The 22610-nt window shown below is 63.0% G+C and carries 20 protein-coding genes and 1 pseudogene; 14 read left to right on the forward strand and 7 right to left on the reverse strand.

Annotated features, from left to right (window positions below):
- Nucleotides 1-570, forward strand: coding sequence for a CC0125/CC1285 family lipoprotein (locus FHS92_RS00565; protein WP_221230841.1), 570 nt, complete (start codon nt 1-3; stop codon nt 568-570).
- A gap of 49 nt (nt 571-619) precedes the next feature.
- Here the strand turns inward: FHS92_RS00565 and FHS92_RS00570 are convergent, their stop codons facing one another.
- Nucleotides 620-1765, reverse strand: coding sequence for a glycoside hydrolase family 130 protein (locus FHS92_RS00570; RefSeq protein WP_184076529.1), 1146 nt, complete (start codon nt 1763-1765; stop codon nt 620-622).
- The gene (locus FHS92_RS00575; RefSeq protein ID WP_184078649.1) at nt 1762-2520 is read right to left on the reverse strand and encodes an SDR family oxidoreductase; all 759 of its coding nucleotides are present in this window, start codon (nt 2518-2520) and stop codon (nt 1762-1764) included. The genes FHS92_RS00570 and FHS92_RS00575 overlap by 4 nt, the downstream gene beginning before the upstream one ends.
- Before the next feature lie 234 nt (nt 2521-2754).
- Between FHS92_RS00575 and FHS92_RS00580 the strand changes: the two genes are divergently transcribed.
- On the forward strand, nt 2755-3354 hold the full coding sequence (locus FHS92_RS00580) for a L,D-transpeptidase scaffold domain-containing protein (protein ID WP_184076531.1): 600 nt from the start codon (nt 2755-2757) through the stop codon (nt 3352-3354).
- Nucleotides 3355-3366: 12 nt separating this feature from the next.
- Nucleotides 3367-3954 (forward strand): annotated as a pseudogene (locus FHS92_RS00585) (L,D-transpeptidase family protein); the annotation flags it as partial.
- Between the two features lie 31 nt (nt 3955-3985).
- On the opposite strand, the gene FHS92_RS00590 reads toward FHS92_RS00585, so the two are convergent.
- The gene (locus FHS92_RS00590; RefSeq protein WP_184076533.1) at nt 3986-4243 is read right to left on the reverse strand and encodes a hypothetical protein; all 258 of its coding nucleotides are present in this window, start codon (nt 4241-4243) and stop codon (nt 3986-3988) included.
- 223 nt (nt 4244-4466) lie between these two features.
- Between FHS92_RS00590 and FHS92_RS00595 the strand changes: the two genes are divergently transcribed.
- Complete coding sequence (locus FHS92_RS00595; protein ID WP_425506210.1) at nt 4467-7199, forward strand: M1 family metallopeptidase; 2733 nt, start codon at nt 4467-4469, stop codon at nt 7197-7199.
- A 12-nt stretch (nt 7200-7211) separates the two neighbouring features.
- Nucleotides 7212-8039, forward strand: coding sequence for a class I mannose-6-phosphate isomerase (locus FHS92_RS00600; protein ID WP_184076535.1), 828 nt, complete (start codon nt 7212-7214; stop codon nt 8037-8039).
- 221 nt (nt 8040-8260) lie between these two features.
- On the opposite strand, the gene rplL is transcribed toward FHS92_RS00600, so the two are convergent.
- Together rplL and rplJ are read right to left on the reverse strand one after the other, a co-directional pair.
- The gene (rplL, locus tag FHS92_RS00605; protein ID WP_184076537.1) at nt 8261-8641 is read right to left on the reverse strand and encodes a 50S ribosomal protein L7/L12; all 381 of its coding nucleotides are present in this window, start codon (nt 8639-8641) and stop codon (nt 8261-8263) included.
- A gap of 69 nt (nt 8642-8710) precedes the next feature.
- A complete protein-coding gene (gene rplJ / locus FHS92_RS00610; RefSeq protein WP_184076539.1) occupies nt 8711-9226 on the reverse strand; it encodes a 50S ribosomal protein L10 in 516 nt (171 codons plus the stop codon).
- 532 nt (nt 9227-9758) lie between these two features.
- On the opposite strand from rplJ, the gene FHS92_RS18195 reads away from it, so the two are divergent.
- Nucleotides 9759-10538, forward strand: coding sequence for a PEPxxWA-CTERM sorting domain-containing protein (locus FHS92_RS18195; protein WP_343056611.1), 780 nt, complete (start codon nt 9759-9761; stop codon nt 10536-10538).
- A 24-nt stretch (nt 10539-10562) separates the two neighbouring features.
- On the opposite strand, the gene greB is transcribed toward FHS92_RS18195, so the two are convergent.
- Both greB and FHS92_RS00625 read right to left on the reverse strand, forming a co-directional pair.
- Entirely contained in the window at nt 10563-11066 is a 504-nt protein-coding gene (gene greB, locus FHS92_RS00620; RefSeq protein WP_184076541.1) for a transcription elongation factor GreB, read from the reverse strand.
- An 11-nt stretch (nt 11067-11077) separates the two neighbouring features.
- Nucleotides 11078-13132, reverse strand: coding sequence for a lytic transglycosylase domain-containing protein (locus FHS92_RS00625; protein ID WP_184076543.1), 2055 nt, complete (start codon nt 13130-13132; stop codon nt 11078-11080).
- A 99-nt stretch (nt 13133-13231) separates the two neighbouring features.
- On the opposite strand from FHS92_RS00625, the gene dapA reads away from it, so the two are divergent.
- The 8 genes from dapA to alaS all read left to right on the forward strand — a co-directional run bounded on the left by dapA (nt 13232) and on the right by alaS (nt 22602).
- The gene (dapA, locus tag FHS92_RS00630) at nt 13232-14110 is read left to right on the forward strand and encodes a 4-hydroxy-tetrahydrodipicolinate synthase (RefSeq protein ID WP_184076545.1); all 879 of its coding nucleotides are present in this window, start codon (nt 13232-13234) and stop codon (nt 14108-14110) included.
- A 62-nt stretch (nt 14111-14172) separates the two neighbouring features.
- Entirely contained in the window at nt 14173-14655 is a 483-nt protein-coding gene (smpB, locus tag FHS92_RS00635) for an SsrA-binding protein SmpB (protein WP_184076547.1), read from the forward strand.
- Nucleotides 14652-15242: a DUF2062 domain-containing protein gene (locus tag FHS92_RS00640; protein ID WP_184078655.1), complete on the forward strand. Its 591-nt coding sequence runs from the start codon at nt 14652-14654 to the stop codon at nt 15240-15242. The genes smpB and FHS92_RS00640 overlap by 4 nt, the downstream gene beginning before the upstream one ends.
- A gap of 140 nt (nt 15243-15382) precedes the next feature.
- On the forward strand, nt 15383-17692 hold the full coding sequence (locus FHS92_RS00645; protein ID WP_246351788.1) for a response regulator: 2310 nt from the start codon (nt 15383-15385) through the stop codon (nt 17690-17692).
- 145 nt (nt 17693-17837) lie between these two features.
- Nucleotides 17838-18197: a response regulator gene (locus tag FHS92_RS00650; protein WP_184076551.1), complete on the forward strand. Its 360-nt coding sequence runs from the start codon at nt 17838-17840 to the stop codon at nt 18195-18197.
- A 122-nt stretch (nt 18198-18319) separates the two neighbouring features.
- Nucleotides 18320-19414, forward strand: coding sequence for a recombinase RecA (recA, locus tag FHS92_RS00655; protein WP_184076553.1), 1095 nt, complete (start codon nt 18320-18322; stop codon nt 19412-19414).
- A 29-nt stretch (nt 19415-19443) separates the two neighbouring features.
- Nucleotides 19444-19806, forward strand: coding sequence for a VOC family protein (locus FHS92_RS00660; protein ID WP_184076555.1), 363 nt, complete (start codon nt 19444-19446; stop codon nt 19804-19806).
- A gap of 147 nt (nt 19807-19953) precedes the next feature.
- Nucleotides 19954-22602, forward strand: a complete 2649-nt coding sequence (gene alaS / locus FHS92_RS00665; RefSeq protein ID WP_184076557.1) for an alanine--tRNA ligase — start codon at nt 19954-19956, stop codon at nt 22600-22602.
- Nucleotides 22603-22610 lie beyond the last annotated feature (8 nt).

Consider the following 22610-nt stretch of genomic DNA (forward strand, 5'->3'; position numbering starts at 1 on the left):
ATGACAATGACAATAGGCAAGACGATCGGCGCGACGGGATTGGCTCTCGTCCTTCTCCTAGGGGGATGCGCGACCCCGACACCCTATCAGCCGCTGGGTGCCCAGGGGCGGACGGGTGGCGGCTATAGTGACCAGCGGATCGAGGAAAACCGGTACCGGGTGGCGTTTGCAGGCAACACCATGACGTCACGGGAAACCGTCGAGACATATCTGCTCTATCGAGCAGCCGAGTTGACAATGGCAAAGGGCTATGACTGGTTCGTCATGGCCGATCGCGATACCGAGCGGCGCACCCGAACCACGGTGAACCAGCCCTTTTACTCTGGCCCCTATGGCTATTGGGGGCCAAGCTGGCGGTACTGGGGCCGGGGCTATGGCTGGCGCGGATGGGACCCTTATTGGGGTGACCCCTTCTGGGACCGGCAGGTCGACGTGAGCACGGTCGATCGCTATGAAGCCACGGCCGAGATCGTGATGGGGCGTGGACCCAAGCCGCGCAACGATCCCCGTTCGTTCAACGCGCGGGACGTGATGGACAATCTGGGTCCGCGGATCATCGCACCTTCGTAAGACCATTAGGAGTGTGGAACCGTCCGGTTCCACACTCCTCCCGTCCGGATCAGGCGGCGAAAACCGACTTGGGGATGTGGGTGATGCGGCAGGCGAGATCCGCTTCGCCCGACGCCACAACATACTGGTCGCCGCCATCGGCGATGCCGGTCGTGAACACCACGTCATGCACATACATCAGATCGTCGATCGGCTGGGTGAGGGCGCTGTTGGCCTCGAGCAGTGGAGCGTCCTGCGTGCGGAGAATGACACTCGGGTCGTCCTTGTCGAGCAATGACCAGTAGGTCCGGTAGATCCCCACAATTTCTTTTGGCTCAACGCCATGCCACAGCGTCAGCCAGCCGTCATCGGTCAGGATGGGTGGTGCGCCCCCCCCGATCCGTGCGGTTGCGACGGTTCGCGCATGGGGGCGGATGCCGGGGGCTGGCCAGGGTTTCCAGAAGAGTGCATCGGGGGAATGGGCGAGATTGATGGACGGCCCGGCCCGCCACTCGCTGCCTGGTGGGTACGCGAAATAAAGATCGCCCAGCGGCCGTGTCTGCGCCCAGTAATGGCCGTCGATCAGCCCCTCAAAGATCAGCATGTCCTTGTTCTGGTGATCGAGCACAATCGCCTCGAACGTCCAGTCGAGGCCGTTTTCGGAGCTGTAGAGCGTTGTCGAATGCCGTTCTGGACTGACCGAGCAGGTGGTCATCAGATAGCGCCCTTCCACGCGGCTGATGCGCGCGTCTTCTACCCCATAGCATTGGAAATCATGCGTGGGCGCGATGGCGCGGTCATAGTGCATCGCGACGACCTTCAGCCCATCGGGCGACAGCTCCACCGGGAGCAGCCAGGACAGCGACGTCAGCGCCATGATCTTCCACCCGCCGCCGCGCAACATGAACTTGCGCGGGTCGGCGGTATCAACATGTTCCAGCGGCCAGGCGTCAAGGAAGTAGCGGCCTTTGTCGTCATGCTGTTGCCAGCGGATGGCGTGGACATGCCCATTGTAGATGGGCGTGCGCAGCGCTTCGGCGACGCGCACCATGATAAGGAGGTTGCCATTGGCCAGGCGCGTCATGCCAGGGTTGAACGCGCCCAGCACATAGGTTTCCCGATCGAGATGACCGGCGAGAGGAGACCGGCGGAGATCGATATCAGCCGGGGTGATAATCAGCTGGTCGACAGCAAAGGGGGCGGCGGGGGTGTTCATTCCTGCTCCTGCATCCGGGGGGCGATGGTCAGTTGCTGCACGACGGCACGGCGAGGTTGGGTCAGCAGATAATGGACGCCAACGGCGATGTCCTCGGCGCGCAGCATGAATTCCGCCTTGATCTGTTCCCGCTGCTTTTCGGCCGGCACATCGGGATACTGGAAATCGGCACCCGTCTTTCCCGGTTCCACCAGCGCGACCTTGATGCCCTTGTTGCCGAGCTCCTTGCGCAGGGCCTCGGAAAAGCCCGCTATTCCGGCTTTCATGCCAGCATAGACGGTCGATCCTGGGCCGAGAGTGTGGGCACTCATGGAACCGATCAGCACGATATCGCCCTTGTCCGCCAACAGCTCCACCGCTGCATGCGCGCTAGTAATATAGGCGGTGAAGTCCGTGGCAAGCGCGTAACGAAGTTCCTCCGCGCTCATGTCGGCGAGACCCGTTGCCGGGACGGCGGCGTTGATAACGACGATGTCGGCATCGGGAATCGAAGTGCGCGCGGCGGCGAAGAAGCGCTGTACGCCGTCGGTGTCGGCGAGATCGAGTGCAACGCCGTCTCCCTCGCCCACTTCGCGGATGCGGTCCAGCGCGTCGTCAAGATGCTCGGGTGTCCGTCCGCAGATGAAGACTTTTACGCCTTCGCTGGCCAGCAGCACGGCGATGGCCCGTCCGATGCCGGTGGTTCCTCCCGTGATGATCGCCCGACGTCCGGCCAGCGGAGTTTGGTGGGTATGGGCGTCGGCAAGTGGGGTCATGATGTCTCCGTGGGCGCTGCCCATGATGGTGATGTGCCCGTTGGCGGGCATAGAATAGGGAACGCGGTCGTCGCCCTTGTGTTTCGGCGTGACCCGTTCTCCGTGCATCGTTTTGACGGCGAAGCGGGGAAGGGCGACTTTTCCACGACGAATGACGGTGGGCAGGGCGGGTATATGTTCGAGATGATGCGCCTGTGTTAAGGTCTTCCGGGGTTTTGCGCCGGGAGAACAGGAATGACGAAGCATAGGGAGACGGGAGGAAAGCGCCCGGGTTTTTCCGCCCTGCTTCGCCTTTTGGGATTATGGACGGCTCTTATTCTTGGCGCCCCCGGGGTCGCGTACGCTGCCGCACCGCACTGGACTCCGGCGCAAGTGGAGCGTCTCGTTCAATGGCTCGATTATGCGCGGGATGACGCGCTCACTATGGCGGTGAGCGAAGTGCCGAAGATCCGCAAGATGCAGGGCGAACAGAACGAAGAACGGCTCGACGAAGTTGCGACCGACGCGGCGGTCCGGCTGCTCACCGGTTTTTATACGGGATGCTGCGACGCGTCGCTCAAGACGGGATGGCAGATCGCGGGCGACCGGCCAACTGGGGATCCCCGGCAGCGCGTTGTCGAGGCTCTGGCGCAGGACCGGCTGGATCAGATGTTCATCGATGCCGAGCCGCACCACCCGTTCTACCGCGCTATGCGCCGGGCCTATGCGGCGGAAGCCGATGCGGCCCGCCGTGCTACGCTGGCCGCGAATATGGACCGCTGGCGCTGGATGCCGCGTGCTCTGGGTCGGCGCTATTTGCTGGTCAACACCGCATCGTTTGAGGCGATGCTGTAGCAGGACGGAAAGCTAGTTGGGCGCTGGGAAGTCATCGTCGGAAAAACGAAATCGCCGACGCCGATCTTTGCGGCGCGGGTCACCGGTGTGGTGCTCAACCCCTGGTGGGAAATCCCGTCCTCGATCGCGGCGGAAAGTGTCGCAGCAATGGTCAGGACCAATCCTGCGGCTGCGGCGAAGCGGGGTTATGTGTATGAAAACGGGCGTTACCGGCAACGGCCGGGCCCCAATAACGCGCTGGGACGGATGAAGCTGGTGATGCCCAACCCGCATACGGTTTATCTGCACGACACGCCCTCCCAATCGCTGTTCGACCGCGATGTGCGCGCGTTCAGCCATGGCTGCGTGCGTGTGGGAGACGCGCTGGGCCTTGTGACCGCGCTGCTTGCGCCCACCGGGCAATGGGACCGGCAAAGGATCGACGCAACGGTGGCGTCCGGCGAGACACAGACCGTGACGCTTGCCGAGCCGATCCCGGTTTACATCGCCTATTTCACGGCCGAGCCGGATGAGGACGGGGCCATGCGCTTTTTTCCGGACATCTACAAACGGGACAGGGCGGCGGTTGCACCGGACGATGGCAAGCCCTGCGGGGTCTGACGGGCCATTAATGTTGCGGAGACGGTTGCGGTCAGTCCGCTTCTGCGCGGCGGGATTTGCGGCCGACCAAATACTGCCACGCACCGTAGATGTTGATCAGCAGCAGGATTCCGTTCTGAACGGCGAGCGGCATCGTGCCCGCACGCATGCCCGACACGATCCACGCGATCGATGCGGTGACGAACAGGATGAAGCCCCAGCCCGTTACGCGGCGGCCGAAGTCTCCCGCCACCATGAAAGCAGCGATCATTCCAGAGATCGAGGCATACCATTCGAGGGGTCCGTTCATGCGTGGTCATCTTCCAGACAAGGGGAGGGAAAAGCGCAACGCGTCGTGCGTGGTTATATGTCCGGTGGGACCGACGATTTATTCATCCGGTAGACAGGTGGGCGACCATAGGGGAACGTGCAGGAAGTTCCTTCGTTCATCCCGCAACCCACACCATTGACCTCTGTCAGGATTTGCGGGAGTTTCTGTTTTTGCGCGGACGCGCATTTATCCGGAGTTTGCCATGCGCGCTTTATCTCTCCTGAAAACCTTCGCCCGTTCTGCCGCACCCGTGGCGCTGATGTGCACGGGCGGCGCCCTGTTCGCGCAGACCGGCTACGGCCCGGCTACCGGCGTTACAACCCAATTGCCGCGCGGTGTTGCGCCGAGCCACTACACGATCCGAGTGGCGCCTGATGCAGCGAAGCTGACGTTCACAGGGGACGCGACGATCGACGTCACAGTCAGCCAGCCGACCCGCACCATCACGCTCAATGCCGCCGACCTGACCATCGCGTCGGCAAGCATCGCGTCGGCCGGGACGAAGCGCGCGGTCAAGGGAGCCATCGCGCTCGATACGGCGGCCCAGACGGCCACGATTACATTTCCCAGCGAGTTGAAACCCGGAAAATATGCGCTGACGATGCGCTATGCGGGTATCATCAGCCAGCAGGCGAACGGACTGTTCGCGCTCGATTATCAGGACGGAGCGGGCGCATCCAAACGCGCGCTCTTTACCCAGTTCGAGGCACCCGACGCGCGCCGTTTCGTGCCGAGCTTCGACGAGCCGAGCTACAAGGCAACGTTCGATCTGTCCGTGGTCGTGCCCAAGGGGCAAATGGCGGTCGGCAATATGCCCGTGAAGACGAGCGTTGCGGGCAAGGACGGCACGACGCTGGTGACGTTCGGCACAACGCCCAAGATGTCGTCCTATCTGCTGTTCCTGGGCATGGGCGAGCTTGATCGCGCCACCAAGATGGCGGGAGCCACCGAAATCGGCGTCGTGACGGGCAAGGGCAACACGGGCAAGGCGACGCTGGCGCTCGACGCGGCCGTGCAGATCCTGCCTTATTACAATGATTATTTTGGCGTGCCGTTTCCGCTGCCCAAGCTCGACAATGTCGCCGGGCCGGGACAGAGCCAGTTCTTTTCCGCCATGGAGAACTGGGGTGCGATCTTCACGTTTGAACGGGCACTGCTGGTCGATCCGAAGCTGACGTCGGAGACATCGCGCCGCCGCGTCTACGAGATCGTCGCGCATGAAATGGCGCACCAATGGTTCGGCGATCTCGTGACCATGGCGTGGTGGGACGACCTGTGGCTGAACGAGGGTTTCGCCAGCTGGATGGCGACCAAAGTGACCGCGCAAATGAACCCGCAATGGGAGACCTTGCTCAATCGCGTTGACGGCCGCGAGCAAGCAATGAGCCTCGATGCCTACCTCACGACGCACCCGGTCGTGCAGAAGATCAAGACGGTCGAAGAGGTCAACCAAGCGTTCGACGCGATCACCTACGAAAAGGGTGAAGCGGTTATCACCATGCTGGAGGCCTTCGCCGGCGAGGATGTCTGGAAAGCGGGCATCCAAAGTTACATGAAGGCGCACAGCTACGGAAACACGCAGACCAGCGATCTTTGGGACGCCGTGGAAAAGGCCGGGGCCAAGGGGTTGGTTGCCATCGCCAACGACTTTACGACCCAACCGGGCATTCCTCTTGTAACGGTCGACAGCGCCGTGTGCGAAGGCGGCATGACACGGCTGTCGCTGAGCCAGGGCGCTTTCAGCCGCGACCGCAAGGATGCGGGCGACCCCGTGCTGTCCTGGCATGTGCCGGTCCGCGCTCAGGCGCTGGGCGGCGAGGCGCGCGCGCTGATCCTGCAGGGCAAGGGGACGATCGAACTGCCCGGCTGTGGCGCCTATGTCATCAACAGCGGGCAGACAGGCTATTACCGCTCGCTCTATCCCGCCAGCAATGTCGCGGCGCTGGCCAAGGACTTCACGAAGCTTTCGTCGATCGACCAGCTTGGCCTGCTCGCCGACAACTGGCAGCTTGGGCTGGGCGGGTATCAGCCAATCGCGCGGCCGCTCGACCTGATCGATGCGGTGCCTGCCACGGCGAGCGATGTGGTGCTCGGTGCGGTGCCCGACTATCTGGAAGCCGCGCACATGATGTTCGAGGGCGATGACCGGAACCAGCTGCGCGTGCTCGCTTATGCCAGCACGAAGCTGACGCCGGTGCTGTCCCGCATTGGCTTCGACGCGAAGGACGGCGAGGGGCCTCAGGTCGCGCTGCTGCGGCAGAGCTTGATCGAGACGCTGGGGGATATGGGTGAACCGACCGTGCTGGCCGAAGCGCGCCGCCGGTTCGCGGCGCTCGCCACCAATCCGGCGGCGCTCGACGGCCCGTTGAAATTCGTGTGGCTGGGGATCGTCGCGAAAAACGCCGATCAGCCGACCTGGAACGCCCTGCGTGCCATGGCGAACAAGGCGCCGAGTGCGCTGGAAAAGAGCCAGACGTTCGGCCTTTTGGGCAGTGTCCGGGACGAGGCGCTCGCCAAGCAGGCGCTTGATCTTGCCATGACCGACGAGCCGGGCAAGACCACCAGCGCCGCGATCATTTCTGCTGTCGGGCGGGAGCACAGCATGCTGGCTGTCGATTATGTGCTTGCCCATCGCGCGCAATATGAAGCGATGATTGACGTGTCGGCCCGCTCACAGGCGCTGGCGCGGCTGGGGGGCGGATCGGCCGATCCGGCGATGGCTACCAAACTGGATGCCTATGCCACGCAATATCTCACAGCGGAATCGCGCAAGGTCGTCGATCGTGCTATAGCGTCGATCAAGGTGCGGGCCGCTACCCGGCAGAGGCTGAAGCCGGAAATCTTGGCCTGGCTGGATGCCCGCGGGTCGGCGCAGGGAACCGGAGCGGCGGCGGGCAGTTCCTCCACTGCGAAAGCAAAGAAGAAGAAGGGTTAAGCGGGGCTTTTGATGAAGCTGAAGACACATTTCGTCGAAAAGCCATGGGGGCGGGCGCAGTTGCCCGCTCCTTTTGACGCCATCGCGGCGCAGGCGGGCCTTGGTGGCAAGACAATCGGCGAGGTGTGGTTCGAGCCCGAGGACGGGACCCAGCTGCCGCTTTTGGTCAAGTACATCTTCACCAGCGAGAAATTGTCAGTGCAGGTTCACCCGACCGATGCGCAGGGGCATGCACGCGGCCTACCGGGCGGCAAGACCGAATGCTGGTATATTCTCGACGCAGAACCGGGTGCGAACTTGGGGTTGGGCACGGTGAAACCGCTGGACGGTGAGGCGTTGCGGGCGGCGGCGCTTGACGGGTCGATCGAGCAGCTGATGGACTGGAAGGCCGTCAAGCCGGGTGAATTCTACTTCGTGCCGGCGGGGACGGTGCACGCCATTGGCGTGGGTGTCTCGCTGATCGAGATCCAGCAGAATGTCGATGTCACTTATCGCCTGTATGACTATGGGCGTCCGCGCGAACTGCATCTGGATGATGGTGTCGCGGTGTCGGTCGCCAAGCCTTATCCCATGGGCATGGCGCGTCGGGTCGGCGGTGCCTGCGAAGAGCAGTTGCTGAGCGACTGCGTGGGCTTCACCGTGGTCTATTCCAAGGATGTTGTGCAGACGCACCAGCATTTCATCGGTCGGGCTTTGTGGATCGTGCCCCTGAGTGGGGCCGTGCACTGCTGCGGCGAAACCGCGGCGCCGGGCGGATGTCTCTATGTCGAGCCGGACGGTGAGCTGACCGCTGATCCGGGCACGACGGCGCTGGTGGGTGCTGCACCGAGGCTGACGTAGCTTGCAGGGATATTGTCCTTATCTCTGTTGATGTTGAGGCACTGTAGCCCCCCAAATCCGTTCGTGCTGAGCTTGTCGAAGCACCGTTCTTCTACTGGAACAAGAAAGGCAGCCCTTCGACAGGCTCAGGGCGAACGGGGATAGAGACACGAAACCAACAAAAAGGGCGGCGCCGCGTGGCACCGCCCCTCCTGCTCGATCCGGGATTTCCCGGAAGCGGCTTACTTGAGCTCGACGGTCGCGCCGGCTTCTTCCAGCTGCTTCTTGACCTTCTCGGCCTCGTCCTTGCTGACGCCTTCCTTGACGGCCTTCGGAGCGGCTTCCACCAGCGCCTTGGCTTCGGTCAGACCCAGGCCGGTGAGGGCGCGGACTTCCTTGATGACGTTGATCTTCTTGCCACCGTCGCCGGTGAGGATCACGTCGAACTCGGTCTGCTCTTCAGCAGCCGGAGCAGCGGCGGCGCCACCAGCGGCGGGGCCAGCAACAGCCACAGCAGCGGCGGCCGAAACGCCCCACTTCTCTTCCAGAGCCTTGGACAGCTCGGCTGCTTCGATGACGGTGAGGGCCGAAAGCTGATCGACCAGTGCGTTAATGTCTGCCATATTCTTTAATCTCCAATTTCTGGGCGGGGCTGGGCCCCTTATCTTAGAGTGAAAACAAAGGGTTGAGCGTTATGCGGCTTCTTTTTCCGCATAGGCGTTGAAGACCCGTGCCAACTGCGCAGCCGGTGCCTGCAGAACGGTCGCGACCTTGGTTGCCGGGGCCTGAAGCAGGCCGACAATCTTGCCACGCAGTTCGTCGAGCGACGGCATCGATGCCAGCGCCTTGACGCCGTTCGCATCGAGCAGGGTTGCGCCCATCGCGCCACCAACGATTTCGAGTTTGTCGTTGGTCTTCGCGAAGTCGACCACCACCCGAGCGGCGGCGACCGGATCGTGCGAAGTGGCCAGCGCAATCGGACCGGTCAGCAAAGTGCCGAGCTGTTCGTATTGCGTGTCCTTTAGCGCGATATTGGCGAGGCGGTTCTTCGTAACCTTGAACTGGGCCCCCGCTTCGCGCATCTTCTGCCGCAGATCCGTCGATTGCGCGACGGTCAGGCCGAGATTGCGCGTCACCACGACAACCCCGATTTCGGCAAAAGTAGCGTGCAGCGTGGTCACCACCTCAGACTTCTGGGTACGATCCATGCCATTCTCCTTTTTGTCCGACGGGCAAGCCGCCAGACAGGCTTAAGCCCGGCATGACACGCCAAAGCGCGCCATGACAGGCGACGAAAGTCCGAAGGGGAAGGATCGACTGCCCTTTGCCGTCACCCGGAAGGGAGAACCAGCGGCAGACCCAGAACGCAGCGACAGGCGCAGCGGCCGATGAAGAACGTTTCCCCGTCTAGGCTGGACATTAAGAAGGGCATATTCCCTTCACCAACTGTCTCGGACGGATGCACGCACCACCAAAGAGCAGTGCGAGCGCGCGTCCCTTAGCGGGGGTGGGCAGGCCTGTCACGTTCTTTCTCATTTTATTCACCTGTTTCATTGTGAGACAGAAGCGTCTTTTAAACGCCTGTTAACCCTTTTTATTATCGATTTGTCTCATCCTGGAACAGGGAAAGAGGGTAAACGCCGTTGAAATTGCGCGTATTTCTGCGGCATGAAGAGTGTCAGCAAAAGCATTCGGGCCTTGCATGGTTAACATGCAGGGTTCTTCAGGAAGGAATTGTTCGTGCGTTCATTGTGGAAAATCGCAGCGGGACTGTTGGCCCTTGGGGCGGCGGGGTCGGCTCAGGCGGCTCCGGTGTTCACGTTCGACTTCAGCGGCAATTCGTCGACGAACGGCACCTATGGCAACGCGCGGACTTTCTCGTCCACATCCAGTGGTCAGACGCTGAACCTGCGGGCGACGGGCTGGAGCATCAACGGCAGCACGATCAATACCTCGTACCTTGGCATCTGGGATGCAGGGCTGGGCGTAACGTCCGCTGGCGACTCGAACGGTTCGAACAATTTGCACACGGTCGACAATCAGGGCCGAGTCGACTTCATTGTGCTGGAATTTGACCGGGCCGTGCAGCTCACCTCGGCGGTGTTCAATGCCTATCAGATTACCGGGCTGAACTACCAGGATACGGACGCGACGATCCGTTATGGCACCAATCCGGGCGTATGGAACAGCGATCCGTTCACCGACGGCGCAGACATCGCTGCCATGAACCTGCTCACGCCGAATTCTTACAATTCGGACGTGTCGACCACATCGTCGCTTGATCGTAACATTACGAAGAACGGCGCGGCCGGGAACGTCTGGATCATCAGTGCGCGGACGGGCTCGGGCGCGGACTACAAGATCGACGCCTTCAAGCTCGACAAGCTGACCGCGCTTCCCGTGCTCGCGGTGCCGGAACCAGGTACCTGGGCGATGATGATCGTTGGCTTCGGCTTTGCGGGTGCTGCTATGCGCCGCCGTCGGCGGGATGACGCGGCTGCTCGCGCTGCCATCGCCTGACATTCGCCGCTTTCCTGGGGGAAACTATCCGGCCGGGCGAACAGCCTGCGCCGGATAGTCTATTTTCAGCACCTCATATTCCTTTTCGCCGCCCGGCAGCATGACCCGGCGCAGGTCGCCCACCGCTGCGCCCCGCAGCGCTCGCGCGATCGGGGAATGCCAGCCGATGCGGCCCGCCGCGACATCCTGCTCGTCGTTGCCGACAAGGGTCACGGTACGCTGATTGTCGTCCTCGTCCGCGATCGTAACGGTCGCACCGAAAAAGGCGCGGCTCTTGTCCGGCTGCTGCGCGGGATCGACGACGCGGGCGTCCTTCATCTTTCGGGAAAGGCGTCGGAGTTGCCCGTCGATCTCCCGCATCCGCTTGCGGCCATAGAGATAGTCGCCATTTTCGCTTCGGTCGCCATTGCCGGCCGCCCAGCTTACCACCTCGACAATCGCCGGGCGCTCGACGCCGAACAGCCTGTCATATTCGGCACGCAGGGCCGCGAAGCCTTGCGGCGTGATGTAATTGGGTTCGCCCGCCATCGGCCGCCTGCTTATCCTGCGTCGTTCTTGCCAAGATAGGCCGAAAGCGGCCGCAGGCTGCCCTTGAACCGCGCCGTGTCCGGGCTGATACTGTCATAGACCACCGCATTTTCGAGAACACGCTGCACGTAATTGCGCGTTTCGTAAATCGGGATGCTCTCGATCCAGCGGAGGATGTCTGCGCCGGGCAGGCGGGGGTCGCCATTGGCCTTGATCCACTTGTTCACATTGCCCGGCCCGGCATTGTACGCGGCGACCGCCAGCGGATAGCTGCCCCCATAATAATTCAGCATCTGCTGAAAGTAGGTGCTCCCCAGCTGGATATTGTAGGACACATCGCTGTTGAGCGAGCCGGGCATATAGGCAAGGCCTACGCGCCCGGCCGTTTCCCGTGCCGTGCCGGGCATCAACTGCATCAGGCCGCGCGCCCCCGCACGGCTCACGGCGTTGCGGTCGAACTGGCTTTCCTGCCGGGAAATCGCGTGGATCATCGTCCAGTTGGTCCGGTGCCCGTCCGGCACCGCCACGCTCGGGAAGCTCGCCTCGTTATAGCCGGACCGACCGTCGGCCAGCGCCTTGCGGCCAACCATAACGCCCAGATCCGGGCGGTAGAGCGACTTGGCGAGTTCGGCGGCAAGCGCGCGCTCCCGATCCGTGGTGACGGCTGCCGCGATGGCCCGCAGGAACACGCCCTGATCGACCATATTCCCGGACGCGCCCAACGCCTTCGCAGCGCGCACCACGGAGCGGCTGGCAAATTCGCTGCGTTCCGCGTCGGTCACCGACACCGGCGTCGCATAGCTGCGCGGAGCAGGGATGGGGCGGCCGAGCCGTTCCAGCGCGAGCTGGCCGTAGAACTGGTCCGGATACTCGGCCGCCTGCGTGAAGAAGCGGTTGGCTTGTGTCGGGTCGCCCGCCGCCAGCGCTGCGCGGCCTGCCCAGTAATGGCCCTTCGAAATCGTCTGCGGCGATCGGGCAGCACCGGCATAGCGTTCGAACATCATCACGGCGTCGCGCGGACGGCCGAGATTGTAGAAGGCAGTCGACCCGGCAAGCCAGGTCAGGCTGGTGTAATCGTCGCGTTCACCGATGGGGCGGTCACGGATGTCGACGGTGGAGCCGTACGCGTCATCGACCTTGCTCGCGATCGCATAGGCAAGGGCGGATTGGCCATCGTTGGATGCTGCCCGGGCCATCGAAAGGAGCGTCTCGAACCATTTTTCCGCGTCAGCGGGCCGCGTGGAAAGTGTCGCGCGCTGCGCGAGATAGGCGCGCGAAGCCGGAAAATCGCCTTCATCCCGCAGCCAGTTGGCGCGATCGGCGATATAGCCTGGGTTGGTCCGTCCATAGGGTTCGGCAGCGGGTCCCTTCATCGCGGCGTCGACGCTGCCGCGCTGCATGGCGATGCGCGCCTCGGCGATGGTGCGCGCGGTGGACGACAGATAGGGCAGCAGCCGCTCGGCCGCGGCGTTGTTCTTTGCCCACAAGAGGCGATCGGCCCGCGCATCATGATCGTCGGTGGTCAGCGCGCCGCCGAACAGGCCGAGGATCTGGGCCTCATCCTGCGGCGTCAGATTGCCGCCACGCCACGCTGATTTGGCGGCAATCCGCGCCTCGTCCACCCGCCCAGCGGCGAGCAAGGCCACGGCGTTGCGCGCATGGCCGGTGGCCGACCGCGCCGGATAGCGCGCGAAATAGGCGATCACGGCGGCGGGATCATAGGCGTTGGGGTTGATCGACGTTTCCGCCAGGCGGCGTAGGCGGTCTTCACCCGGCCACTCCGGGTAAGTCACCAGAAACGAGGAATAGGCCGAAAAGCCCATCGCGTCGCTTTGCTGCAAGACTTTCCATTGCGCGATGGCCGCGAGGATCGGCGCATCGGCATTGTGGGCAATCTGCGCGCTGGTCGCCGCCCAGTCGCCGGTTCCCTGCGGCAGGGCCGCAGATGCGCCAGGCGGGATCGGCTGGACGATCTCCCGCTGCTGCGCGTCGGCGATCGGCGCGAGAAGCAGCGGCGTGAAAAAAAGCAGTCGGTATGCACGGACGCGCGAGACCAAGCTGGACATTGGTGTAACAGGTTCCCTATCAGGCGAGCTTTGAAGCGGGGAATATGGCATAGATCCGATTATGCCTGCATGAACGGCGAGATTGAAGGAGTTTTTCGCATGTTTTCCGGATCGATTCCGGCTCTGGTGACGACTTTTCGCGACGGGTCGCTCGACGAGCAGGCTTTCCGTTCGTTTGTCGACTGGCAGATCGCGGAAGGAAGCACCGCGCTGGTGCCCTGCGGCACGACCGGCGAGAGCGCCACGATGACGATTGAAGAGCATAACCGGGTCGTTGCCCTGTGCGTCGAGCAGGCGGCGGGGCGCGTGCCGGTGATCGCCGGCTGCGGGTCAAACGATACCAAGATCGCGCTGGAGCACATGTTCGCCGCGCAGGCCGCCGGGGCGAATGCCGCTCTGGTCGTTGCCCCTTATTACAACAAGCCCAATCAGGAGGGGGTGTATCAGCATTTCGCCTATCTGGCGCAGCGCTGCGATCTGCCGATCATTCTCTATAATGTTCCAAGTCGGACGATCACCGATATTGGTGTTCCGGTCATGCATCGCCTTGCCAACGACTTTCAGACGATCGTCGGTGTGAAGGACGCCACCGGAAATCTGGGGCGGGTGACCGCACAGCGGCTCGCCTGCGGGACGGATTTCTGTCAGCTTTCGGGAAATGATGAAACGGCTCTGGGGTTTAACGCGATGGGCGGGGTGGGGTGCATTTCCGTTACGGCCAATGTTGCTCCGGGCCTGTGCGCGCAGTTTCAGGCCGCGTGCGCTGCTGGCGACTGGCCGCTCGCACTGGAACTTCAGGACCGGCTTTATCCGTTGCACGATGCGTTGTTCAGCGATTCTTCACCCGGCCCAGTTAAATATGCCCTGTCCCGCGTGCGGCCCGACATGCCCGTCGAGCTTCGCCTGCCGATCACCTGGCCGAGCGCATCGAGCCAGGCGGCGGTCGACCGGGCGCTGGAGATCGCGGGACTCGTATAGGGGCGCCGCGATATCCATATAAGAAGTCCGGCATGTCGCCGGATGAAGAGTGAACAGGTACCATGGCCCGCCCGCATCACGCTGCCTTTGACAAGGTCAAGACCGTCGCCGAGAACCGGCGCGCGCGCTTCGACTATGCCATCGACGAAGTGTTCGAGGCTGGGATTGCGTTGCAGGGCACTGAGGTCAAATCGTTGCGCTTTGGCGAGGGATCGATCACCGAAAGCTATGCGGAGGTGCGGGACGAGCAGGTGTGGCTGATCAACAGCAACATCCCTGAATTCAGCCATGGCAACCGCTTCAATCATGAACCCAAGCGGCCGCGCAAGCTGCTGCTCCACGGGCGGGAAATCGAAAAATTTCATGGCGCGGTTGCGCGCAAGGGCATGACGCTCGTTCCGCTGTCGATCTATTTCAACGGGCAGGGGCGGGCGAAGGTCGAACTGGCACTCGCCAAGGGCAAGAATGCGCAGGACAAGCGCGAGACGACCAAGGAGCGCGAATGGAAGCGCGAGCAGGGGCGTCTCATGAAGGAGCACGGCTGATGAGTCGCATCGCCCGCTGGTGGCATGTCCATGCTCCCCGGCGGGAGATGTTCGAGAACAGCCGCGTGCTGGCTCCGGTGGCGCATCGTGTGCTCGCGCCGGAACTCTGGCGCTTTACCCGGCGATCGGTACCGCGCGGCGTCGCGTTGGGTTTGCTCGTTGGCATATTCCTGCTGATTCCCGGCTTGCAGATTGCGGGAGCGGCGATGCTGGCGTTGCCGTTCCGTGCCAATATTCCCGTCGCGGCAGCGATGACATTTCTCAGCAACCCGGCCACGACACCGCTCATTTTATGGGCGTCGGTCTATATTGGTAACCTGATGCTCGGACGGACGGCGGAAGTGACGCAGTTCATGGCGCTGATCCATGAGCATGCCGGGTTCATGCGCTGGTGCGCATGGCTGTTTTCGGAAGCGGCGCCTGCGTTGCTGTTCGGACTGGCTGTGATTTCCGTGATCGCGGCAGCCGTCGGCTATCTGCTCGCGACGTGGATGTGGCGCGCCCATCTATGGCGGAAATGGCATGGACGAAAAATGACCATTGGCAATGATCGGGATTCCGGTTCAATGGGCGAGCACGCCGCTTAGATCTTAACAAAGCGGTGCCCTGTTGGTAGCGGATGTTCATGGCGGGCCTGACTGGCATTTCACATAAGGACGATATCGTCGCGCTGACGGCTGCGCGGACGGACCGCCATACGTTGCCGTTGCTGGTTCTGGCCGCAGCGATGTGTGCGGGCATCGTCATCTGGGGTGTGGGCGATGTGGCGCTGGCGAGCGGCTTTGCAGCCGCCGTCGTAGGACTTGCGGGGCTGGCCCATCTGTTCCGGCGCAGCAACGTCCTGCCCGATGCGGCGCAGGACATTGTGCCGGACTGGACGATTGCGCGTGCCGCCGCCGATGCGTCGGCCATGGCCATTGCCGTCACCGACCGCACGGGCAAGCTGATGTGCGCCAGCGACCTCTATGGCGAATGGTTTCCCGGCTATCCGGCTCCGCCCGTGCTGCCGCTCGATCGCAACGGCGCGGACCGGCTGGCTGAGGCGGGACGGACCGCGTGGCGCGATGGCGACGCGAAGGTCGACGATCTGGCGCGGGGCGCGTTGCGGCTGGACCTTCGGGTGGCGCGGACCGGGCGGTCGGAGGATTTCCTCCTGTGGCATTTCACCCCGGTCAAGCAGTCGAGCATGATCGACGAGTTCGCCCGACTCGTGAACGGCGAGAGTGGCGCCGCGCTGGGTGATGCCGGCGTCATGGCCGCGATCATCGGCGCGGAAGGTCGCCTACGCGCGGCGAACCCCGCCTTTGTGGGCCGGGCGACCGGGCGGGCGGAAACGGACCTTACCGGGCGGGACTTTGCCGCCTATTTCCGACGCGACGATGATGGCCGCATCTTCTTCGTGCGAGAGGCGGGCAGCATTGTCCCCATTGGCATATTCCGCGTGGCATTGCGGCAGGACCAGCCCGATGGCGCGGCGCTCATCATCATGATCGACCAGCCAGGCGACGTGGGAGGCTCTGGTTCGGTGCTGTCCTATGTCGAGGCGGTGATCGCACTGCTCCCGTTCGGCCTCGCGATGGCGGACCGCGACGGGCGGCTGCTGTTCGTCAACAACAGTTTCTCGCGTGCGGCGGGGCTGTCGCATGGGCAGAAGCCGACCTATCCCGGCGATCTGGTGGTCGTCGAGGATCAGGCCGCGCTCGCTGCCGCCGTGCGCCGCTATGCCATCGGGCCGCAGATTTCGGGCGATATCGCGGTACGCCTGCGCGTTCAGCCCGACGAACCGGTCGCGCTCAGCCTGGCGGGCGTGCGCGGGCTGGGGGAGGCGGCGGTATTGCTCGGCCTCAAGGACAATAGCGAGGAAAGCAAGCTCAAGCGGCAGGTGGCGCAAGCGACCAAGATGCAGGCGGTGGGACAGCTCGCGGGCGGCGTTGCGCATGATTTCAACAACATCCTGACCGCCATCATTGGTCATTGCGACCTGATGATGATGCGTCATACGCCCGGCGACAGCGATTATGACGACATCCAGCAGATCAAGTCGAACAGCAATCGCGCGGCGAGCCTGACCCGCCAGCTGCTCGCCTTCTCCCGCCAGCAGACGCTGCGACCCCAAGTGCTGCAACTGCCCGACATCGTGGCCGACGTTTCCAACCTGTTGAAGCGCCTGCTGGGCGAAACAGTCAAACTCGAAGTGAGCCATGGCCGCAATTTGGGGCAGGTGCGGGCCGACCCCGGCCAGCTTGAGCAGGTGATCGTCAATCTGGCGGTCAATGGCCGTGACGCCATGCCGGAGGGGGGCGTGTTGTCGATCAAGACCTACGCCGTCACGACTGCGCAGGTGCGCGAGATGCGCTCCACCGTGCTGCCACCCGCCGACTACACCGCGCTGCGCATCAGCGACACGGGAACGGGCATTCCGCCTGACCTGCTGCCCAAGATTTTCGAGCCGTTCTTTACGACCAAGGAAGTCGGCAAGGGTACCGGACTGGGCCTGTCCACCGTGTACGGCATCGTGAAGCAGTCGGGCGGGTTCATCTTCGCCGAATCGGAGCCCGGCAACGGGGCGAGCTTCGTGCTCTATCTGCCCGTTTACGTCGCCGCGCCCGGAGAGCAGGAGCCACCCGCGATCAAGTCTCCCCCGCCCAGGCGTGAAAGCTGGGGGACCGGCACCATCCTGCTGGTGGAGGATGAGGACATGGTGCGCGCCGTGGCCGAGCGGGCACTGACGCGGCAGGGCTACACGGTCCTGACGGCGTGCGATGGGGAGCAAGGGCTGGAGGTTCTGAACTCGGGCCAGCAGATCGACCTGCTGTTGTCCGACGTCGTTATGCCCAATATGGATGGGCCTTCCATGGTGCGGCAGGCGCGACATACGCATCCCGATCTTCCGGTGGTGTTCATGTCGGGCTACGCCGAGGAGCAACTGCGCAAGTCGATTGATATTCCCAATGTTTCGTTTCTGCCAAAACCCTTTTCGGTCGCCCAGCTGTCGGAGGCAGTCCGGGCTGGGGCGGGGCCAGAGGTCGCTGAATAAAGGCAGTAGGCCGCTCAGGCGTGTTGCACGCGCGACGGAGTGAGTGATTGCCCCTTGTGCCATCTGGCGCTAAGGCTAGCGTGAAGGCTGTTGCGGCGAGGCACAGCCTTTTTCCGTTTTCTTTTAGGGCACTGGCTATCCTCCGATGAACGCACCGACAAAAGCCAGAACAATCATGATCGTCGAAGACGAGGCCATGATCGCATTGATGCTGGAAGATTTCGTGGAATCCCTGGGGCACCACCTGCATGGCGTTGCCGCAACGGTAGAGGAGGGATGTGCCCTCGCCAAGGAGGGGGATTTCGATCTCGCCATTCTGGATTGCAACCTTGCGGGGGAGCAGGTCTGGCCGGTGGTCGATGTTCTCGTCGAACGCTCGATCCCCTATATCCTCAGCTCCGGCGGGAGTCTGACCGAGATTCCTCCGGAATATGCGGGCGGGCCGATGCTGGAAAAGCCCTATACGATCAACACCATCGCCGAGCTTCTCGCCACGGTTGATTGAGCCGCAGCCAGACTTTTCTCCGCATCCAACAAATATTTTGTACCCCTCTTGTTCTCATAGAACAAAAAGGGTACGGGTGTGAAGCATCCAAAGCGCAGTTGCGCTGGGCAGGAGACAAGGCCATGACCGCTACGCTTAAGCTCATCGATTCCGACAAGAAGACGGGGACTATGGATAAAACAGCACTCGACCGGCAGAAGGCACTGGAAGCGGCCCTGTCGCAGATTGATCGCGCGTTCGGCAAGGGCAGCGCGATGAAGCTGGGCAGCCGCGACAAGATGGAGATCGAGGCGGTGTCGACCGGCTCGCTGGGGCTGGATATCGCGCTCGGCATTGGTGGCCTTCCGCGCGGCCGCATCATCGAAATTTACGGCCCGGAAAGCTCGGGCAAGACGACGCTGGCCCTGCATGCCATTGCGGAGGCGCAGAAGATCGGCGGCACGGCGGCGTTTGTGGACGCCGAGCATGCGCTGGACCCGGTTTACGCCAAGAAGCTGGGCGTCGACATTGACGAACTCATCGTGTCACAGCCTGATACGGGTGAGCAGGCGCTGGAGATTGTCGATACGCTGGTGCGGTCCAATGCCGTGGACGTGCTGGTGGTCGATTCGGTTGCCGCCCTTGTCCCCCGCGCCGAAATCGAAGGCGAGATGGGCGACAGCCATGTCGGTCTGCAGGCCCGCCTGATGAGCCAGGCTCTGCGGAAGCTCACCGGTTCGATCTCCCGCTCGCGCTGCACCGTGATCTTCATCAACCAGGTGCGCATGAAAATCGGCGTGATGTATGGCAATCCGGAAACCACGACCGGCGGCAACGCGCTCAAATTCTATGCCTCGGTTCGTCTCGATATTCGCCGGATCGGCCAGATCAAGGATCGTGACGATATCGTCGGCAACACCACCCGCGTGAAAGTCGTCAAGAACAAGGTCGCCCCGCCGTTCAAGCAGGTCGAGTTCGACATCATGTATGGCGAAGGTATTTCTAAGATCGGCGAGATCCTCGATTTGGGCGTCAAGGCCGGGATTGTGGAAAAGTCGGGTGCCTGGTTCTCCTATGACTCGGTGCGGATCGGCCAGGGACGCGAAAACGCCAAGACGTTCCTCAAGGAAAATCCGGAGCTGTGCGCTAAGCTGGAAAGCGCGATCCGCGGCCGTACCGATGCGGTGGCGGAGGGCATGATGGCCGGTCCCGACGAGGGCGACGACGGCGAGGAATAAACGAGCGTTTTTGCCGGTAAGGAACAGCCATGGCGCGTCTTAATTATGTCGAGCTTCCGGTCCGCGATCTGGCGGCCAGCAAAGCATTTTTTGAGCGTGCCTTCGGCTGGGCCTTGACGGATTTCGGTCCGGAATATGCGGCGACCGTGGCGGATACGCCCAAGACGCCTGCGACCGATATCGGTCTGGATGGATCGGATGCTTCGGTCGCGGCGCCCCTTGCGGTGATCGAGGTGGAGGATATCGAAGCCGCTTGTGATGCCGTCGAGCAGGCAGGCGGCGTCGTGACGCGGCCGATCTTCGCCTTTCCGGGTGGTCGCCGCTTTCATTTCCGCGAGCCTTCGGGCAACGAACTGGCGGTGTGGCAGCGTGGCGACGCCGCGCATGGCTGAGGTAAGGGCGTTGCTCGGTAGCGCGATGCGCGAATGAACGGATCGGGCGATTCGGCTTGCAGGACGGTGGACCTGCCCCGCATTCGTTTCGTCGCACGCGCATTGCGGCTTGTCTCTGTTCCTGCGGTCGCCTAAGTCGCTTGCATCATGACATCGACCAACGATATCCGCCGCTCCTTCCTCGAGTATTTCGAAAGTCAGGGGCATATGCCGGTCGCCTCGGCGCCGCTTGTTCCGCACAACGACCCGACGTTGATGTTCGTGAACGCGGGGATGGTGCCGTTCAAGAATATGTTCACCGGGCTGGAATCCCGTCCCTATACGACGGCGACATCCGCGCAGAAGTGCGTGCGCGCCGGGGGCAAGCATAACGATCTCGACAATGTCGGCTACACTGCCCGGCACCATACGTTCTTTGAGATGCTGGGGAATTTTAGCTTCGGCGACTATTTCAAGGAGCAGGCGATCCATCATGCCTGGACGCTGGTGCACAAAGAATGGGGTATTCCCGCCGACCGGCTGACCGTTACCGTCTATCATGATGATGACGAAGCGTTTGGCTATTGGCGTTCGATCGCGGGTCTTCCGGAGGAGCGCATCATCCGCATCGCGACGTCGGACAATTTCTGGTCGATGGGCGACACCGGCCCCTGCGGACCGTGCTCGGAAATCTTCTACGATCATGGCGATCACATCTTTGGTGGCCCCCCCGGCTCGCCCGATGAGGATGGCGACCGGTTCGTGGAGATCTGGAACCTGGTCTTCATGCAGTATGACCAGCGCGCACCGGGCGACCGTGTTCCCTTGCCGCGGCCGAGCATCGACACCGGCATGGGACTGGAGCGGATTGCCGCCGTACTGCAGGGCGTGCACGACAATTACGACACCGACACGTTTCGCGGCCTGATTGCGGAGTCGGGCGCGTTCACCCGTACCGCGACCGACGGCGAGCACAAGGCGAGCCACCGGGTGATCGCGGATCATCTGCGTTCGTCGGGCTTTTTGATCGCCGATGGCGTGCTGCCTGCCAATGAAGGCCGCGGCTATGTGCTGCGCCGGATCATGCGGCGCGCTATGCGCCATGCGCATCTGTTGGGCGCGGCAGACCCGCTGATGCACAGGCTCGTGAACGTGCTGGTCCGCGAAATGGGGGGCGCCTATCCCGAACTGGTCCGCGCCCAGCCGCTGATCGAGGAGACCCTGCTGCGCGAGGAAACGCGGTTCCGCCAGACTCTCGACAAGGGCCTCAAGCTGTTGGATGAGGCGACCGGCGGTATGACGTCGGGCGATGTTCTGCCCGGAGCAACGGCGTTCCGCCTCTATGACACATTCGGCTTTCCCTACGATCTGACCGAAGATGCTCTGCGCGCTCAGGGACTGGGCGTCGACCGCGCCGGTTTCGATGCGGCGATGGCGGAACAGAAGGCGGCGGCACGCGCGGCGTGGAAGGGGTCCGGCGAAAAAGCCTCTGAGGAAATCTGGTACGACATTGCCGAGGACGTTGGAGCGACCGAGTTTATCGGTTACGATGCGACGCTGGGTGAGGGGCAGGTCGTGGCGATCGTACGCGACGGCGCGCGGATCGACGCGGCGCAGGCTGGCGACACGGTGACTCTTATCACCAACCAGACCCCGTTTTATGGCGAGAGTGGTGGTCAGACCGGCGACGTCGGCTTGGTTTCGGACAACACGGATCTGGTCGCGCAGATTACGGACACGGGCAAGGCGCTCGGCCGTCTGCATACGCACCAGATGGTGATCGAGTCGGGTGCGGTGCGTGTCGGCGATATGGTACACCTGGCCGTGGATGCCGATCGACGCGATCAGGTGCGCGCGAACCACAGTGCCACGCATCTTCTGCATGCGTCGCTGCGCGCGCGGTTGGGCGCGCATGTAACGCAAAAGGGCAGCATGGTGTCGGCCGACCGGCTGCGCTTCGACTTCTCGCATCCCGATGCGCTCTCACCCGATCAGATCACGCAGATCGAGGCGGATGTGAACGCGCAGATCCGCAAAAACGGGGCCGTTTCGACCCGACTGATGACGCCCGACGATGCGATCGCCGCCGGGGCGATGGCGTTGTTTGGCGAGAAATATGGCGACGAAGTCCGCGTGCTTTCGATGGGTGCCGGTGACGAGCGCAGCTATTCGGTCGAGCTGTGTGGCGGCACCCATGTGCGGGCGCTCGGCGATATCGGTCTGTTCAAGATCGTCAGCGAAAGTGCGGTCGCGAGCGGCATACGGCGTATCGAGGCCCTGACGGGAGAGGCGGCGCGATTGTGGCTGTCCGAGCGCGAGGATCGGCTGAAGGCGGCTGCGAACGTCCTGAAGACCGCGCCGGACGACGTGCCCGCTCGCGTCGCAGCACTGGTGGAGCAGGCGCGCAAACTGGAGCGCGAGTTGGCAGACGCCAAGAAGGCGCTGGCTCTGGGGGGCGGAGCCAAGGGCGGCGCGGCTGCGGGACCAGAGACGATCGGCACCGTCGCCTTCCTCGGGCAGGTGATCGATGGACTCGATCCCAAGGAATTGCGCGGCATTGTTGATCAGAACAAGGCGACGCTGGGTTCGGGTGTGTCAGCGGTTATTGCGGTTGTCGACGGACGCGCATCGATCGCGGCTGGCGTGACCGACGATTTGCTGGGGCGGTTCAGCGCAGTGGACTTGGTCCGCGCCGGGGTGGAAGCACTGGGCGGCAAAGGTGGCGGTGGACGCCCCGACATGGCGCAGGGCGGCGGGCCGAATGGCGGCGCGGCAACGGCGGCGCTCGACGCGGTGAAGGCTCTCATCGCCGGATAGGCGCTGGG

Origin of the sequence: Sphingobium subterraneum (assembly GCF_014199435.1) — a bacterium.
In the GTDB taxonomy this organism is placed as follows: domain Bacteria; phylum Pseudomonadota; class Alphaproteobacteria; order Sphingomonadales; family Sphingomonadaceae; genus Sphingobium; species Sphingobium subterraneum.

Excerpts from the sequence above, each read along its gene's own strand:
- FHS92_RS00565 (WP_221230841.1), top strand. The coding sequence starts at position 1 with ATGACAATGACAATAGGCAAGACGATCGGCGCGACGGGATTGGCTCTC.
- FHS92_RS00570 (WP_184076529.1), bottom strand. The coding sequence starts at position 1,765 with ATGAACACCCCCGCCGCCCCCTTTGCTGTCGACCAGCTGATTATCACC.
- FHS92_RS00575 (WP_184078649.1), bottom strand. The coding sequence starts at position 2,520 with ATGACCCCACTTGCCGACGCCCATACCCACCAAACTCCGCTGGCCGGA.
- FHS92_RS00580 (WP_184076531.1), top strand. The coding sequence starts at position 2,755 with ATGACGAAGCATAGGGAGACGGGAGGAAAGCGCCCGGGTTTTTCCGCC.
- FHS92_RS00590 (WP_184076533.1), bottom strand. The coding sequence starts at position 4,243 with ATGAACGGACCCCTCGAATGGTATGCCTCGATCTCTGGAATGATCGCT.
- FHS92_RS00595 (WP_425506210.1), top strand. The coding sequence starts at position 4,467 with ATGCGCGCTTTATCTCTCCTGAAAACCTTCGCCCGTTCTGCCGCACCC.
- FHS92_RS00600 (WP_184076535.1), top strand. The coding sequence starts at position 7,212 with ATGAAGCTGAAGACACATTTCGTCGAAAAGCCATGGGGGCGGGCGCAG.
- rplL (WP_184076537.1), bottom strand. The coding sequence starts at position 8,641 with ATGGCAGACATTAACGCACTGGTCGATCAGCTTTCGGCCCTCACCGTC.
- rplJ (WP_184076539.1), bottom strand. The coding sequence starts at position 9,226 with ATGGATCGTACCCAGAAGTCTGAGGTGGTGACCACGCTGCACGCTACT.
- greB (WP_184076541.1), bottom strand. The coding sequence starts at position 11,066 with ATGGCGGGCGAACCCAATTACATCACGCCGCAAGGCTTCGCGGCCCTG.
- FHS92_RS00625 (WP_184076543.1), bottom strand. The coding sequence starts at position 13,132 with ATGTCCAGCTTGGTCTCGCGCGTCCGTGCATACCGACTGCTTTTTTTC.
- dapA (WP_184076545.1), top strand. The coding sequence starts at position 13,232 with ATGTTTTCCGGATCGATTCCGGCTCTGGTGACGACTTTTCGCGACGGG.
- smpB (WP_184076547.1), top strand. The coding sequence starts at position 14,173 with ATGGCCCGCCCGCATCACGCTGCCTTTGACAAGGTCAAGACCGTCGCC.
- FHS92_RS00645 (WP_246351788.1), top strand. The coding sequence starts at position 15,383 with ATGTGTGCGGGCATCGTCATCTGGGGTGTGGGCGATGTGGCGCTGGCG.
- FHS92_RS00650 (WP_184076551.1), top strand. The coding sequence starts at position 17,838 with ATGAACGCACCGACAAAAGCCAGAACAATCATGATCGTCGAAGACGAG.
- recA (WP_184076553.1), top strand. The coding sequence starts at position 18,320 with ATGACCGCTACGCTTAAGCTCATCGATTCCGACAAGAAGACGGGGACT.
- FHS92_RS00660 (WP_184076555.1), top strand. The coding sequence starts at position 19,444 with ATGGCGCGTCTTAATTATGTCGAGCTTCCGGTCCGCGATCTGGCGGCC.
- alaS (WP_184076557.1), top strand. The coding sequence starts at position 19,954 with ATGACATCGACCAACGATATCCGCCGCTCCTTCCTCGAGTATTTCGAA.